Source organism: Acidovorax sp. 69, assembly GCF_002797445.1.
GTDB lineage: Bacteria > Pseudomonadota > Gammaproteobacteria > Burkholderiales > Burkholderiaceae_C > Acidovorax.
Genome location: NZ_PGEP01000001.1, coordinates 1,043,345 through 1,057,575, shown reverse-complemented (window position 1 = coordinate 1,057,575; position 14,231 = coordinate 1,043,345). Strand labels below are relative to the sequence as shown.

Annotated in this window: 11 protein-coding genes; 10 read left to right on the top strand and 1 reads right to left on the bottom strand. The window is 64.3% G+C overall.

Annotated elements, in window-relative coordinates; genetic code table 11:
• The first annotated feature begins 16 nt into the window (after window positions 1-16).
• The 5 genes from CLU85_RS04885 to mdoH all read left to right on the top strand — a co-directional run bounded on the left by CLU85_RS04885 (window position 17) and on the right by mdoH (window position 7,405).
• Window positions 17-1,474 carry a HAMP domain-containing sensor histidine kinase gene (locus CLU85_RS04885; RefSeq protein ID WP_100409302.1) on the top strand — a complete coding sequence of 486 codons (1,458 nt, stop codon included), beginning with the start codon at window positions 17-19 and terminating at the stop codon, window positions 1,472-1,474.
• Window positions 1,464-2,171 (top strand): hypothetical protein, encoded by a 708-nt coding sequence (locus CLU85_RS23260; protein WP_232727731.1) that lies wholly within the window; start codon window positions 1,464-1,466, stop codon window positions 2,169-2,171. Before CLU85_RS04885 ends, CLU85_RS23260 begins: the two co-directional genes overlap by 11 nt.
• A gap of 11 nt (window positions 2,172-2,182) precedes the next feature.
• Entirely contained in the window at window positions 2,183-3,601 is a 1,419-nt protein-coding gene (locus CLU85_RS04875) for a sigma 54-interacting transcriptional regulator (protein ID WP_100409301.1), read from the top strand.
• A 238-nt stretch (window positions 3,602-3,839) separates the two neighbouring features.
• Entirely contained in the window at window positions 3,840-5,354 is a 1,515-nt protein-coding gene (locus CLU85_RS04870) for a glucan biosynthesis protein G (RefSeq protein ID WP_100409300.1), read from the top strand.
• A complete protein-coding gene (gene mdoH / locus CLU85_RS04865; RefSeq protein ID WP_100409299.1) occupies window positions 5,327-7,405 on the top strand; it encodes a glucans biosynthesis glucosyltransferase MdoH in 2,079 nt (692 codons plus the stop codon). The genes CLU85_RS04870 and mdoH overlap by 28 nt, the downstream gene beginning before the upstream one ends.
• Before the next feature lie 133 nt (window positions 7,406-7,538).
• Here mdoH and ffh read toward each other — a convergent pair whose 3' ends face one another.
• The gene (gene ffh / locus CLU85_RS04860; protein ID WP_100409298.1) at window positions 7,539-8,918 is read right to left on the bottom strand and encodes a signal recognition particle protein; all 1,380 of its coding nucleotides are present in this window, start codon (window positions 8,916-8,918) and stop codon (window positions 7,539-7,541) included.
• A gap of 99 nt (window positions 8,919-9,017) precedes the next feature.
• Between ffh and CLU85_RS04855 the strand changes: the two genes are divergently transcribed.
• The 5 genes from CLU85_RS04855 to ampD are packed head-to-tail and all read left to right on the top strand — an operon-like array spanning window position 9,018 to window position 13,882.
• A complete protein-coding gene (locus tag CLU85_RS04855) occupies window positions 9,018-9,815 on the top strand; it encodes an inner membrane protein YpjD (RefSeq protein ID WP_100409297.1) in 798 nt (265 codons plus the stop codon).
• Entirely contained in the window at window positions 9,812-10,042 is a 231-nt protein-coding gene (locus tag CLU85_RS04850) for a PP0621 family protein (protein ID WP_100409296.1), read from the top strand. The genes CLU85_RS04855 and CLU85_RS04850 overlap by 4 nt, the downstream gene beginning before the upstream one ends.
• Window positions 10,043-10,045: 3 nt before the next feature.
• Window positions 10,046-11,749 carry a PAS domain-containing sensor histidine kinase gene (locus CLU85_RS04845; RefSeq protein WP_100409295.1) on the top strand — a complete coding sequence of 568 codons (1,704 nt, stop codon included), beginning with the start codon at window positions 10,046-10,048 and terminating at the stop codon, window positions 11,747-11,749.
• 11 nt (window positions 11,750-11,760) lie between these two features.
• The gene (locus CLU85_RS04840; protein ID WP_100409294.1) at window positions 11,761-13,290 is read left to right on the top strand and encodes a sigma-54 dependent transcriptional regulator; all 1,530 of its coding nucleotides are present in this window, start codon (window positions 11,761-11,763) and stop codon (window positions 13,288-13,290) included.
• Entirely contained in the window at window positions 13,274-13,882 is a 609-nt protein-coding gene (gene ampD, locus CLU85_RS04835) for a 1,6-anhydro-N-acetylmuramyl-L-alanine amidase AmpD (RefSeq protein ID WP_100409293.1), read from the top strand. The genes CLU85_RS04840 and ampD overlap by 17 nt, the downstream gene beginning before the upstream one ends.
• Window positions 13,883-14,231: the final 349 nt, after the last annotated feature.

Sequence of the window (14,231 nt, the reverse complement as noted above, 5' to 3'; positions counted from 1 at the left end):
TCCTCCACGCTGGCGCATGGCCCTACACCCCACGAGCCACCCGCAGGCTCGCCCGCACGGCCCATCGTTTCAGCAACTGCTGCTGCTCGCCTTCTTGCTGATTGCGGGGCTGCTGGGCGCCAGTGCCCTGCGCGCGGTGTTCACCCTGGAAGCGCTGATGGGCCAAAGCCAGGCCAGCGCTGCCCAAGCGGCCGCGCTGAATGTGGCCGCGCAGGCGCTGAACCAGCGTGGCCAAGCCATGGAGCGGTCGGCCCGGCAATCGCTGGTGCTGAACGACCCACTCCTTCGCCAAAGCTTTGATGACATGGCCGTCGATGCCCAGGGCATCGTGCGCCAGCTGAGCGACGCAGGCCTGCCCCCCGCCCAAGCCCAGCAGTGGCAGACCCGCATGCAGACCGTGCACGATTTGCTGAACGCACCGCCCTGGCAGTCGCTGGAGAACGAACGCAGCGTGGCCGAAGAGTTTGTAGCGCTCGACACCCTGCACGGGGCCATCACGCACTCGGTGCAAGAACTCAATGCCCGCCAGGCCAGCGAGCTGCAAGCGCAGGTAGACGCCAGCCGCCGCACTGTGATGCACCAACTGGTGGGCGCAATTGTGCTGGCACTGGTGTTAGCGCTGTGGCTGGGCATCTGGCTGGCGCGCCCTTTCAAGCGGCTGGAGCGCGCCATTCGCCGCCTGGGCGAGAACCAGCTGGAACAAGCCGTGGCCATCACCGGCCCCGCCGACGTACGCCGCGTGGGCCAGCAACTGGAGTGGCTGCGCCTGCGGCTGCTGGAGCTGGACGCCGACAAGGCGCGCTTTTTGCGCCATGTCTCGCACGAGCTCAAAACCCCGCTGGCTGCGCTGCGCGAGGGCGTGGCCCTGCTGCAAGACGGCGTGACCGGCGAACTGAGCGAAGGCCAGAAAGAAGTGACGCAGATCCTGCACCAGAACACCCTGGTGCTGCAAAGCGAGATCGAGGCACTGCTGCGCTTTAACGCCGCCGCCTTCGAGGCCCGCCAGTTGCAGCGGCGCGAGACCGATCTGATCGCCCTGCTGGAAGACCTGGTCGAGGCCCAGCGCCTGCAATGGCAGGCCCGCAGCCTGCGGGTGGAGGTGAGCGGCGAGCGCACCGTGCTGCTGCTGGATGCAGAAAAAATCACCTCAGCCATGGGCAACCTGCTGTCCAACGCCATCCGTTTCTCACCCGAACAAGGCACCGTGCATCTGGCCGTGTCGCGCGCGCCTGGCCAGGTGCTGGTGGATGTGACCGACGACGGCCCCGGCGTGGCCCCCGCCGACCGGGCCCATGTGTTTGAACCCTTTTACCGGGGCGAGCGCCAGCCTGAGAACGCGGTGCGCGGCACCGGCATCGGGCTGTCCATCGTGCAGGAATACATCCACGCCCACGGCGGGCGGGTGCAGGTGCTGCAGATGCCGGGCGACGCCCCCCGCTCTTTTTTCCGAATCGAATTGCCTGATGCTTCCTGAACCGCACGCCCTGCCGACTGACCGCCCAGCGCACTGGGCTGCCCGTTGGGGCCTTACCGCCTCATGCCTGTGCGCTGCCTGGCTGGCAGGCTGCGCCACAGCCCCCACCCCGCCCAATGCGGCTCCGGTGACCGCAGCCCACGCGGTAGAGGCCGCAGAGCCTGCCACGGCCCAGCCCGAGCCACTGGCCACCGAAAGCGACGAGCCCACCACAGCGGCCAAAGACCTGCTGCGCGACACCCTGGCCTATGCCGACCGCACCCTGGGCGCCAGCACCACCGACCTGGCGCGTGAGACGGCCCGGCTGTCGGACCTGGACGAGAGCAAGCCCTCCCGCGCCCTGCGCCTGGCGCTGGTGCTGGCCCAAACCCGCCAGCCCGCGGATACCGCCCGCGCCCTGGGCCTGGTGCAGCGCACCCTGGCCAACCCCGCCGCCCAAGACCTGCACCCGCTGGCCCGCCTGCTGGAGGCACGCCTGACCCAGCAGCGCCGCCTGGAAGACCAACTGGATCGCCAGGCCCAGCAACTGCGCGAAGCCCAGCGCCGCAACGACCAGCTGAGCGAGCGCCTGGAGGCCGTGCGCGCCATTGAACGCAGCCTGACCACGCGCCCCGCCACAGCACCGGCCACAAGCCCCCCCGGCGCTGCCGCCAGTGGCGTGGGCAGCAGCAACGGCAATGGCAACGCCAAACCCTGAGGCACCACGCCATGACCGCATCCACGCGCCCTGCAACCGCCCACAGCCCCGCCCACCGCATCCTGGTGGTGGACGACGATGCCGACATGCTGCGCCTGCTATCGCTGCGGCTGAAGGCCGCTGGGCATGAGGTCATGGCCGTGGGCTCGGCCGAGGCTGCGCTGGCACAGCTCGACGTGGCCCGGCCCCAGCTGGTGCTGAGCGATGTGCGCCTGCCCGGCAAGGATGGCCTGGCGCTGTTTGATGAGGTGCATGCACGCCACCCCTCGCTGCCGGTGATTCTGCTCACGGCGCACGGCACCATCCCCGATGCGGTCGAGGCCACATCGCGTGGCGTCTTCACCTACCTGACCAAGCCCTACGACGGCAAAGAGCTGCTGGAAAAAGTGGCTGAGGCCCTGGCCCTGAGCGCCCCCGCCGTGCACCAGGCCCACGCCAACGAGGCCTGGCGGGCCGACATCGTGAGCCGCTCGGCCCGCATGACCGACCTGCTGGCCGAGGCCTACATGGTGGCCCAGTCGGACGCCAGCGTGCTGCTGCTGGGCGATAGCGGCTCAGGCAAAGAACTGTTGGCCCAGGCCATCCACCGAGCCAGTCCGCGAGCACGCCACCCTTTTGTCGCCGTCAACTGCGGCGCCATTCCGGAGGCCTTGCTCGAATCCGAACTTTTTGGCCACATCAAAGGGGCTTTCACCGATGCAGTGAGCCACCACAAAGGGCTGTTCCAGGCCGCGGAAGGTGGCACCTTGCTGTTGGACGAGATTGGCGACATGCCGCCCGCCCTGCAGGTGAAGCTGCTGCGGGTGCTGCAAGAGCGCGCAGTACGCCCCGTGGGGGCCAACCAGTCGACTCCCATCGATGTGCGCATCATCTCGGCCACGCACCGCGATCTGGAAGCGGCCATGACCACGGCCCAGTTTCGCGAGGACCTGTACTACCGGCTCAATGTGGTCACGCTGACTCTGCCCACGCTCGCAGACCGGCGCGAAGACATCGCACTGCTGGCCAATCATTTTCTCGACAAGCTGGCACGCAAGTACGACAAACGCCTGTCAGGCTTTGCGCCCGAGGCACTCAAGGCTCTGACCCAGGCCTCCTGGCCCGGCAATGTGCGCCAGCTCTACAACGTCGTCGAGCAGGTGTGCGCCCTGTCCACCACACCGCTCGTGCCCCTGACGCTGGTGCAGCGCGCGTTGCGCACGCCGTCTACCCAGGTGCTGAGCTTTGCCGAGGCCCGGCAAAGGTTTGAGCGCGAGTACCTGGTGGGCCTGCTCAAGATGACGGATGGCAACGTGGCCGACGCGGCGCGCCTGGCGCAGCGCAACCGCACGGAGTTCTACCGGCTGCTGCAAAAGCACGCCTTGACCCCCGGAAACTTCAAGAACGATGTTGTGGACAACGAAGACGTCGCTGATGAGCGACACGACTAGTCCGTTGATTTGATTCAGTTTTTCTCTAGCGCCCAGCCCCGCTGTCGCCATACAGCGACAAAAACCCGGGGTTTCCCCGTCAATCCACGGGTCGCACAACTGCTTACATGCAATTGATGACTTAAGCCATTGATTTAAAACAGTTTTTTTAAGCTGGCACAGGGTTTGCCCTAGTCTCAGCATGCCAGCTGTTTTTTCTCATCGTTTACGTATCACCGGCCGCCGCCCCCAAGCCTTGATGGTGCTGGCCGCCGCCCTGTTGACAGGCGCCGCACAGGCCCAAAGCTTCGATTTCGACAGCGTCACCCGCCTCGCCCGGGAACGTGCGGAGAAGCCTTATCGCGCATCCAGCGACACGCTCCCCGCCGACCTCGCCAAACTCAATTACGACCAGGTGCGCGACATCCGCTGGCGTCCTGACCGTGCCCTGTGGCGCGCCGAAAAGTTGCCGTTCGAGGCCATGTTCTTCCACCTGGGCCTGTACCAGAAGGAGCCAGTGCTGATCAACGAGGTGACGCCGCAGGGCGCGCGCCACATCGGCTACAGCCGCGCGGACTTCGACTACGGCAAGAACCAGGTGCGGCCTGAGGCCTGGGGCGACCTCGGCTTTGCGGGCTTTCGCCTGCACAACCACCTCAACTCCAGCGCCTACAAGGATGAGCTGGTGGTCTTCCAGGGCGCAAGTTACTTCCGCGCACTGGGCAAGGGCCAGCAGTACGGCCTGTCGGCCCGCGGGCTGGCCATCGACACCGTGGGTGGCAGTGGCGAAGAGTTCCCACGCTTCACCGAGTTCTGGCTGGTGCGGCCCGATCCCTTGTCCACGCAGGTCACCGTGTATGCGCTGCTGGATTCGCCCCGTGCCACCGGCGCTTACCGCTTCGACATTCAGCCGGGCACGCAGACCACCACCACCGTGCGCAGCCGTATTTTTGTGCGGCCCAGCACGGGCAGCAAACCCACCGCCACGCTGGGCATTGCGCCGTTGACCAGCATGTTTTTCTTTGGCGAGAACCAGCCCCGCAAAGACGACTTTCGGCCCGAGGTCCATGACTCCGATGGGCTGATGATGGCCACGGGTGAGGGCGAATGGCTCTGGCGCCCGCTGCAAAACCCCCAGCAGACGCTGGTCACCTCGTTTGCCACCCAGAATCCCAAGGGCTTTGGCCTGATGCAGCGCGACCGCCAATGGTCGAACTATGAGGATGTGGAAGCCCGCTATGAGCGCCGCCCCAGCGCCTGGGTGCGCCCACTGCACGACTGGGGCGCAGGCCGGGTCGAACTGGTGCAGCTCAACACCCCCGACGAAACGCACGACAACATCGTGGCGTATTGGGTGCCCGCCCAGATGCCAGCCCCCGGCCAGCCCCTGGAATTTGCCTATGAGCTGAGCTGGCAAGGCGATGAGCAGCAGAGGCCACCCGGGGCCTGGGCGACGCAATCGCGCCGCGGCATGGGCTACACCAAAGAGACCGCTGCCGCCCTGCGCCAGCAGACGCAGTACGTGGTCGATTTCGACGGCCCCGCCCTCAAGGCTTTGCCCGCTGACGCCACGGTGAAGGCCGTGGTGACCAGCGATGCCAACGGCAAGGTGCTGGAAAACATCGTCTACCGCAATCCCGCCACTGACCAGTGGCGCATGACCGTTCGCGTACAGCGCCAGAAGGCCGGTCGCCCGATCGAGCTGCGCGCTTTTCTCCAACACGACAACAACGCTGTGAGTGAAACATGGACGCACATCATTCTTCCCGAGTAAGCCCCAGAGACCGCCACTCACATGCCTGCCCCGCCCCTGCCGTGGTGGCGCGGCGTGGCGCCTCTTACCAAAGACCGGTCGCGACCAGCCGCAGTGCAGTGCGCGAAGAGCGCCACCCCAACGCGGTGACCGCGCCCCCGCTGCACCGAGGGTCTATGGCGCCGATTCCCTGGCGCGGCTTCTGGAACAGCCTGAGCACGGCTCTGCTGCTGCGCGCGACAAGACGCACAGTCGCCCACAGCGGCACCAAGACACCCCAGGATGATCTGCCGTCGCAGACGTGGCAAGCTGCTGCACAAAGGCGCCGCTGGGCGTTTGCCGTGCTGACGGTTCTGACCACGGCCCTGGCCAGCTTGCTGTTTGCAGGCGTTCAACCCGACTACGAAAGTGCCTGGCTGGGCTACGGCCAGATTGCGCTGTTTGCGATGCTGTCTGCCTGGGTGGTCACAGGCTTCCTCACCGGGTTGATGGGCTGTTGGGTCATGCTGCGCGGCGACAAACATGCGCTGTCGGTGCGCAGCGTCGCAGAGCACACCTTGGCGCCCGAGGCCCGCACGGCGATCATCATGCCGATCTGCAATGAAGACGTGGCCACGGTGTTTGCCGGGCTGCGGGCGACCTGCGAGTCCGTGGCCGCCACCGGGCACGGCACCACCTTCGACGTGTTTGTACTGTCCGACAGCTACGACCCCGCCATCGCCCGGGCCGAGCGCGCTGCTTGGGAAGAACTGCGCAGCGCCCTGGCCGAGCACAGCCAGCAGCCTCAGGTGCAGGTGTACTACCGCTTGCGCACCCGCCGCACGCACCGCAAGGCTGGCAACGTGGCGGATTTCTGCCGTCGCTGGGGCAAGGACTACCGCTACATGGTGGTGCTGGATGCCGACAGCGTGATGAGCGGTGACTGCATCGTCTCGATGGCCAAGCTCATGGAAGCCAACCCCACGGCGGGCATCATCCAGACGGCAACCCAGGCCATCGGCCACGTCACGCTGCACGCCCGTGCGCAGCAGTTCGCCTCGCGCGTCACCGGCCGCCTCTTCACGCTGGGCATGCAGTTCTGGCAACTGGGTGAATCGCACTACTGGGGGCACAACGCGATCATCCGGGTGGCACCCTTCATGCACCACTGCGCCCTCGCGCCCATCCAGGGCAAGGGTGGTCTGGCGGGCGGCATCCTGTCGCACGACTTTGTCGAGGCCGCACTGATGCGCCGCGCCGGCTACCACGTGTGGCTGGTGTCGGACCTGATCGGCAGCTATGAACAGCAACCCCCCGACCTGCTGGCCGAACTGCAACGCGACCGCCGCTGGTGCCAGGGCAACCTGCAGAATGCACGCCTGATGGCCGAGCCGGGCCTGCACGCGGTGCACCGCTCGATGTTTGTGACGGGCGCCATGGCCTACCTGTCGGCCCCCCTGTGGCTGGCGTTCCTGACGCTGGGCACGGCGCTGTGGCTGTCAGGCGCCAAGCTGGTGGCCGACTGGCACATCCTGCCCGCCGAGCTGCTCGCCCTGTGGGCCTGGACGTTGTGCCTGCTGTTTTTGCCGCGCATCCTGGGCGTGGCCGCCGTGTTCATGCGCCGCGAGCAAAAGCAGTACGGCGGTGCCTTGAGCCTGCTCAAAAGCGCGGCACTGGAAAGTGTCATGGCTATTTTGCAGGCGCCCGTGCGGATGCTCGCGCACTCATTGTTTGTACTGATTGCACTCACGGGCCTGAAACTGGAATGGAAGTCGCCCCCGCGCGAGGCCCATGCGGTGCCCTGGCGCCACGCTGCACGCCAGCTGGCTCCGATGAGCGTGGTGATCGCCTTGCTGGCGCTGGGTGTGGCACTGATCGACAGCAGCGCCCTGTTGTGGCTGATGCCTGTGGGCCTGCCCCTGGCGCTGGCGATTCCGCTGGCCGTGTTCACCAGCCAGATTGCACTGGGCAAGGCTCTGCGTGCCCAACGGCTGCTGCTGATCCCCGAGGAGTCGTGGTCGCCCCCCGTGCTGCGCCGCGCCTGGTTGCACGCCGGCCGACTGGCGCGGCCGGTGGCTTTGCAGGCGACGTAGGGCGGCGGATGGAACGCCGTCCGCCGAACCCACAAAAAAGCCGACATCTCTGTCGGCTTTTCTATTGGCTCCTGTTTTCATAGCACCTCAGGCATACGACTACGGCGCATAGTGCCAAAAAGGCTTGAAAAAATCAGAAAGGCATCTTGGGCATGCCTCCACCACCCATGCCCTTCATGCCACCCATCTTCTTCATCATTTTCATCAGGCCACCGCCCTTCATCTTTTTCATCATGCCCTGCATCTGCTCAAACTCCTTGAGCAAGCGGTTGACCTCCTGGACATGCACCCCGGCACCATCGGCAATGCGCTTCTTCCGGGTGGCCTTGATGATCTCGGGTTTGCGGCGCTCCTTGGGCGTCATGCTTTGAATGATGCCTTCCTTGCGCTTGATGTCCTTCTCGGCCTTGTCCATGTCCACCGCACCCGCCTTGGCGGTGAGCTGAGAAGGCAACTTGTCCATCAAACTGGACAGACCACCCATTTGCTTCATCTGCTGGATCTGGGACAGAAAGTCATTCAGGTCGAAGCCGTCTCCGCTCTTGACCTTGGCGGCCAGCTTTTGTGCAGCCTCCATGTCGACACCGGCAGTGACCTGCTCCACCAGCGCCACGATGTCGCCCATGCCCAGGATGCGCCCCGCATGGCGCTCGGCGTCAAACACTTCCAGCCCGTCGATTTTTTCCGAAACCCCCGCGAACTTGATGGGCGCACCGGTGATCTGCCGCACCGACAGCGCTGCTCCACCGCGCGAGTCACCGTCAAGCTTCGTTAAAACGATGCCGGTGAGTGGCAGCGCTTCCTTGAAAGCCTTGGCGGTATTGATCGCATCCTGGCCCTGCATCGCATCAACGACGAAGAGCGTCTCGACCGGGTTCAGCGCTGCGTGCAGTTCCTTGATTTCCTTCATCAAGGCTTCATCGATGGCAAGACGGCCGGCGGTATCAACCAGCAGAACGTCGAAGTAATGCTTCTTGGCGTAGTCGAGCGCGGCGTAGGCGATGTCCAGTGGTTTCTGGTCCGGCGTGCTCGGGAACCACTCCGCACCGGCCTGCTTCGTCACGGTCTTGAGCTGTTCAATGGCTGCAGGGCGGTACACGTCGCCCGACACCGTGAGCACCTTCTTCTTGCGCTTTTCAATCAGGTGTTTGGCCAACTTGGCCGTGGTGGTGGTCTTGCCCGCGCCTTGCAGACCCGCCATCAGGATGACGGCAGGCGGCTGGGCTGCCAGGTTGATGTCGGCAATGCCCTCGCCCATGGTCACGGCCAGCTCGCGATTGACGATGCTCACCAGCGTCTGACCCGGTTTGAGAGAGCCCAACACTTCCTGGCCCAGCGCCTTGTCCTTGACACGGGCAATGAAGTCACGCACCACGGGCAGTGCCACGTCGGCTTCGAGCAGGGCCATGCGCACTTCGCGCAGCATGTCTGTGACGTTGGACTCGGTAATGCGGGCCTGGCCACGCATCTCCTTGACGAGGCGCGTGAGTTTGTCGGTGAGGGCGGAGGCCATAGGAGAAGTTCCGGTGTTGCCTGCGCGCCATCAACGCTGTCGTTGTGCACGCGGGCCCGCCAGGGCGCTGGCGGTGGGGCGAAAGGCTAAACTGTACCCATGATTTTACCCAGTGCTTCCCCCGTCAGCTGGCTGCTGGCCCTTGCCGCCGCCGTGGCATACGCCGTGCCCGCCGCTGCTGCCTCGCGGCTAGGGGCCGTAGCGGCGCGCAACGCACTGCTGGTAGCCTGGCTGTTGCACGGCGCAGTGCTGGTCTGGGGCCTGTGGGGCGATGCCCCTCGGTTTGGTTTTGCACCCGCCTTGTCAATGACTGCCTGGCTGGTTCTCACGGTGTACGCCGTGGAGCGACAGCTGTTCCCACAGATGCAATCCCGCTGGGTGTTGGCAGGTTTGGGCGCAGCGGCCATTGTGCTGGCGATGTTGTTTCCGGGACAGCCCTTGCACGTGACGGCGTCGGCTTGGTTGCCGCTGCACCTGGCCCTGGGCATCGCCTGTTATGGCCTGTTTGCGGCCGCCGTGGTGCACGCCTGGCTCATGACACGCGCAGAGCGCCATATCCGCCAAGCCGAAGACCCGCACAGCGGCATTCCGCTGCTCACGCTGGAACGGCTGACCTTCCGTTTTGTAACGGCGGGCTTTGTTCTCCTCACGGCCACGCTGCTGGCGGGTTGGCTTTTCGGAGAAACGCTGTATGGCCGCGCATGGCGGTGGGACCACAAGGCCATCTTCTCCCTGCTGTCCTGGCTGACTTTTGCCACCTTGCTGCTGGGTCGCGCGCGTTTTGGCTGGCGCGGGCGAAATGCCGTGCGCGTGCTGTATGCAGGGTCCGCCCTGCTGTTGCTCGCCTATGTGGGCTCCCGTTTTGTCCTGGAAGTTGTTCTTGGCCGCAGCACATGAAATATCTGGTCTTGTTGGTTGTATTGGTGGTGGCCATCGGAATCTGGCGCAGTCGCCGCGACCGGGACGATGACGCGCCGAAGTCTTCCGCACCTTCACCACGCGCACTGCCGCAGGACATGCTGGCCTGTGCACACTGCGGCATGCATATTCCACAGGCAGAAGCCATGATGCTTGGCGACCATGCCTATTGCAGCGCAGAGCACCGGCGACTGGGCCCGGCCTGAGCCATGCAACCCCTGCCTGCAGATGCTTTCCTGCCCACGGTTGATGCACCGTTTGTGCGACTTTGGCGCGGATTTCTGACGGGCCGCCTCATGGTGGCGCTGGCCCTTCTGGTGCTGCAGGGCGCGGGGCAAATCATCAATCAGGTCACCGAACCTGCGGTTTTGGCTGTTTGCGTCGCATATCTGGCGGCCACGGTGATCTTGCGCGTGCTGGCCAGGCGCGGACCGCCGTCTCCAGGCGCCGGCCCCCAGTGGCTTCCCTCTATTGGCGTCGACCTGGCAGCTATCACGGCGCTGCAGTTGCTGCACGCCGGCGCCATGAATTACACCCCTTTGTTCGGTCTGCCCATCCTCACGGCAGCCGTTCTGGGCACGCTCACCCTGGCTCTGGGCACCACGGCAGGCGTCACCCTGCTGCTTCTGGGCTGGGCCTGGTGGGTGGGCACACACACCGCAGGCGACGACGCGCAACGCTATCTGCAAAGCGCGCTCACCGGCACGGGCTATTTCATAGTGAGCTACCTGGTGCACCAACTGGCCACGCGGCTGACGCGCGAGCAAGAGGTGGCTCATCAAAGCCAAGTCGCAGCGCGCGTCCAGACCCAGGTCAGCGCACTGGTCATCCAGAACCTGACCGATGGTGTGCTGGTGGTCGATGAAAACAACGTAGTACGCGTTGCCAATCCAGCCGGGCTCCAGTTGTTGGGCGGAGGCACACTGCCCGAGCTTCCCTTCGCACTGACAACGATCCTCCCATGGCAGCCCCTGGTCACCCTCGCCCAGCGCACCTTTCGCAACGAACAGCCCCAAACAGCGGATGTCGATCTCCTGCACGCAGGCCAAAGCCCTACGGGCCTGCATGCACGCACGTGGCTCACGTCCACCCGCCAGGCAGCGCTTCAGGCTCACACTGAACGTTTGTGCGTGATGTTCCTGCACGATCTGCGAGAGATGGAAGCACGCCTGCGTACCGAGAAGCTCGCCGCCATGGGCCGCATGTCTGCGGCAGTGGCCCATGAGATCCGCAACCCGCTGGCAGCCATCGTGCAGGCCAATGCACTGCTGGAAGAGGACCTGCATGATCCGGCACAAAAGCGCCTGGCACACATGGTCCAGCAGAATGCCGATCGACTGGCACGCATCGCCGAAGAAGTGCTCGACATTGCCCGCGTACAACATCAGATCAGCCATGCACCTGCATCCACGGTACAGCTTGACGAGGCCATCGCCCAAATATGGAATGACTGGCAGGCCCAGAACCCAGCGCAGCGCCATGCAGTCGTGACACTGGACTCCCATGCCACCCAGGTGGAGTTCGATGCGGAACACTTGCGCCGCGTGCTGGTGAACCTGCTGGACAACGCATTGCGCTACAGGGGACAGGAGCCCGACTCCCTTTGCGTCACCACGCGCATCACACCGGTTGGCCAAGTCAGCCTGCAGGTCTGGAGCGATGGCGCCCCCATGGACAAATCCGTGGAGCGCCATTTGTTCGAGCCCTTCTTCTCTTCCGAGAGCCGCTCCAGCGGCCTGGGTCTTTATATCTGCCGCGAGCTGTGCCAGCGCCACGGAGCGTCCATCAGCTACCAGCGCCTGAACCGCGAAACCCTACGGGGCGAAACAGGGGGAAACGCCTTCACCGTCGGTTTCCGCCGCACCACCCGTCCCGCCGACTCCGCCACGCTGTTTGACACCATCGTGGTCTGAACTGCATTGCCATGACCGCCCCTTCCGCCTCCATTCTTGTCGTTGACGACGAACCCGATCTGCGTACCCTGTACGAACTCACCCTGCTGCGCGAAGGCTATCGCGTGGAAACCGCCTCCAGCGTGCAGGAGGCACGTGATCATCTCCGGGCCCACCGCTTCGATGCCGTGATCACCGATATGCGCCTGCCTGACGGGTTTGGCATGGAGCTGCTGCAAGACTTGCGCGACCAACAGCGCCGTGAACGGTGTGTGGTCATGACCGCGTATGGATCGGCAGAAAATGCCGTCGAAGCATTGCGCGCAGGGGCCTTCGACTACCTGACCAAGCCGGTGGATCTGAAACAATTTCGCTCGGTCGTCGCGTCCGCCGTGCAAGGCACAGGGGGGGTTCCGGCACCCCGTGCTGCGCGCGGCTCAGGTCACACCCGGCAGGCCATGGCAGCCACCGCCGAAAACGCCCATGGCAACCCAGCGCTCGACAAGCTGGTGGGAGAGTCAGAAGCCATCCGCAACGTGAAGCAGCGGATCGCCAAAGTCTCGCGGGGCATGGCACCCGTCCTCATCCATGGAGAATCCGGTACCGGCAAGGAGCTCGTGGCGCAGGCCCTGCACGCCAGCAGCCAACGCGCAGAGGGTCCGCTGATTGCAGTGAATTGTGGGGCGATTCCCGAAAACCTTCTGGAAGCTGAGTTTTTTGGGGCCCGCAAGGGCTCTTACACCGGCGCCACCCAGGACCGGGACGGCTACTTTCAAGCAGCGCGCGGAGGCACTCTGTTCCTCGATGAAATTGGCGACTTGCCGCTCGCCATGCAATCTAAGCTGCTGCGTTCCATTCAGGAGCGCAGCGTGCGGCCGCTGGGATCCACCCAGGAAGAAACGGTGGATGTGCGCATTGTGAGCGCCACCCACCGGGACCTGGCGGCCGATGTGCAATCGGGCCGCTTTCGGCAGGACCTGTATTACCGGCTCAATGTGATCGAGATTCTGATACCCCCATTGCGAGAACGGCGTGAGGACTTGCCCGCACTGTGTACCGCGCTGCTGGCACGAATTGCCCAAGATTCCGGGACGCCCGTGCCAGCACTCACCGAACACGCACTGGATGCGATTGCAGCCCACCCCCTGACAGGCAACGTCCGGGAACTGGAGAACCTGCTGCACCGCGCCGTGGCGCTCAGCGATGGAGATGAGTTACACGTTGACTGGCCATCAGGCGCGGCAGATGCCCTGGGGACCCGCCAAGGTACTCCTGCAACGGCATTGTCTTCCGGGCCGTCTTCCTACCCAAGTGCGACAGACACGCAGGCCGGCCCTCCCCTTATCAACGCAGGTTGCACGGTGCCACTACCGAGCGATCTGCAAGCATGGCTGGATCAGCAAGAGCGGGACATACTGATCCGCGCACTGAAAGAAGCGGGCTTTAACCGCACCGCCACGGCAGCTCGGCTGGGTATCAGCCTGCGCCAGATACGCTATCGCATTGCCCGCCTGGACATCGCCGTCCCCAACGACCAAGACCCGCATGACGACATCGGATGATGCATCGACGGTGGCGACGTCACCCTGGGAGGGAGGCTGGCACCGCTCAGCCAAAAGACTGGATTCACCCAATCATGGCGCGCGCCCCCCCGCCAAGAACCATATCGATCTGATCGTAGTGCACTCGATCAGCCTGCCGCCGGGAAAATATGGCACGGGCGCAGTGCAGCAACTGTTCACCAACACCCTGGACTGGGACGTACATCCCTATTACCAGGGTATTCGGGGCCTTCAGGTTTCTTCGCATTTTTTTATCGACCGAGCCGGCGTGCCATGGCAGTTTGTGGACTGCGACTTGCGTGCCTGGCACGCAGGACAATCGTTTTATCGCGGACGCGGCCAGTGCAACGACGATTCCATTGGCATCGAGCTGGAGGGCCTGGAGGGTCAGGGGTTTGAATCTGCGCAGTACCAAACGCTGGCGCAACTTTGTCTGGACATTGCGCAGCGCTATCCCATCGAACACATTGCGGGACATGAGCACATTGCCCCTGGACGCAAGCAGGATCCAGGCTCTGGGTTCGACTGGGTCTGCCTGAAGAATTCTCTGGACTGGCCCCTGCGCCGGTTCCCGGAACCACACCAGCCCTAAAGACTGCTGCCCCGCAAAAAACACTGTCGCAGCGGCGCGTCAACACAATATTTTTCTTTGTGCATTTGCACAAAATGCGTCACCCAAGCGCCACGCGGCTTGGCGAAGGAAATCCGCCGCCATCACACGCCACAGCGTGACTTTTAGCAAGAACCACAGTACCCGCAAGGGCTCTCCGCGAGGTCGTTGGCCGATCTCGTCGGGCTTGCCACAGGCCGCTTCTCTTTTTCAGACCAGTTCCGACGGTACACTACCGGTAGTGTCTTGAACACTCACGACACACCATATATAGTGTGCGACAGACTGAAGTCGATCGCACCACTCGCACATTGCGACGGCACCCGCGCCG

What these genes read in the sequence shown, in the direction of transcription:
- ffh (WP_100409298.1), bottom strand. Translation starts at nt 8,918, where the DNA reads ATGGCCTCCGCCCTCACCGACAAACTCACGCGCCTCGTCAAGGAGATG.
- mdoH (WP_100409299.1), top strand. Translation starts at nt 5,327, where the DNA reads ATGGACGCACATCATTCTTCCCGAGTAAGCCCCAGAGACCGCCACTCA.
- ampD (WP_100409293.1), top strand. Translation starts at nt 13,274, where the DNA reads ATGACGACATCGGATGATGCATCGACGGTGGCGACGTCACCCTGGGAG.
- CLU85_RS23260 (WP_232727731.1), top strand. Translation starts at nt 1,464, where the DNA reads ATGCTTCCTGAACCGCACGCCCTGCCGACTGACCGCCCAGCGCACTGG.
- CLU85_RS04870 (WP_100409300.1), top strand. Translation starts at nt 3,840, where the DNA reads ATGGTGCTGGCCGCCGCCCTGTTGACAGGCGCCGCACAGGCCCAAAGC.
- CLU85_RS04885 (WP_100409302.1), top strand. Translation starts at nt 17, where the DNA reads ATGGCCCTACACCCCACGAGCCACCCGCAGGCTCGCCCGCACGGCCCA.
- CLU85_RS04845 (WP_100409295.1), top strand. Translation starts at nt 10,046, where the DNA reads ATGCAACCCCTGCCTGCAGATGCTTTCCTGCCCACGGTTGATGCACCG.
- CLU85_RS04855 (WP_100409297.1), top strand. Translation starts at nt 9,018, where the DNA reads ATGATTTTACCCAGTGCTTCCCCCGTCAGCTGGCTGCTGGCCCTTGCC.
- CLU85_RS04840 (WP_100409294.1), top strand. Translation starts at nt 11,761, where the DNA reads ATGACCGCCCCTTCCGCCTCCATTCTTGTCGTTGACGACGAACCCGAT.
- CLU85_RS04875 (WP_100409301.1), top strand. Translation starts at nt 2,183, where the DNA reads ATGACCGCATCCACGCGCCCTGCAACCGCCCACAGCCCCGCCCACCGC.
- CLU85_RS04850 (WP_100409296.1), top strand. Translation starts at nt 9,812, where the DNA reads ATGAAATATCTGGTCTTGTTGGTTGTATTGGTGGTGGCCATCGGAATC.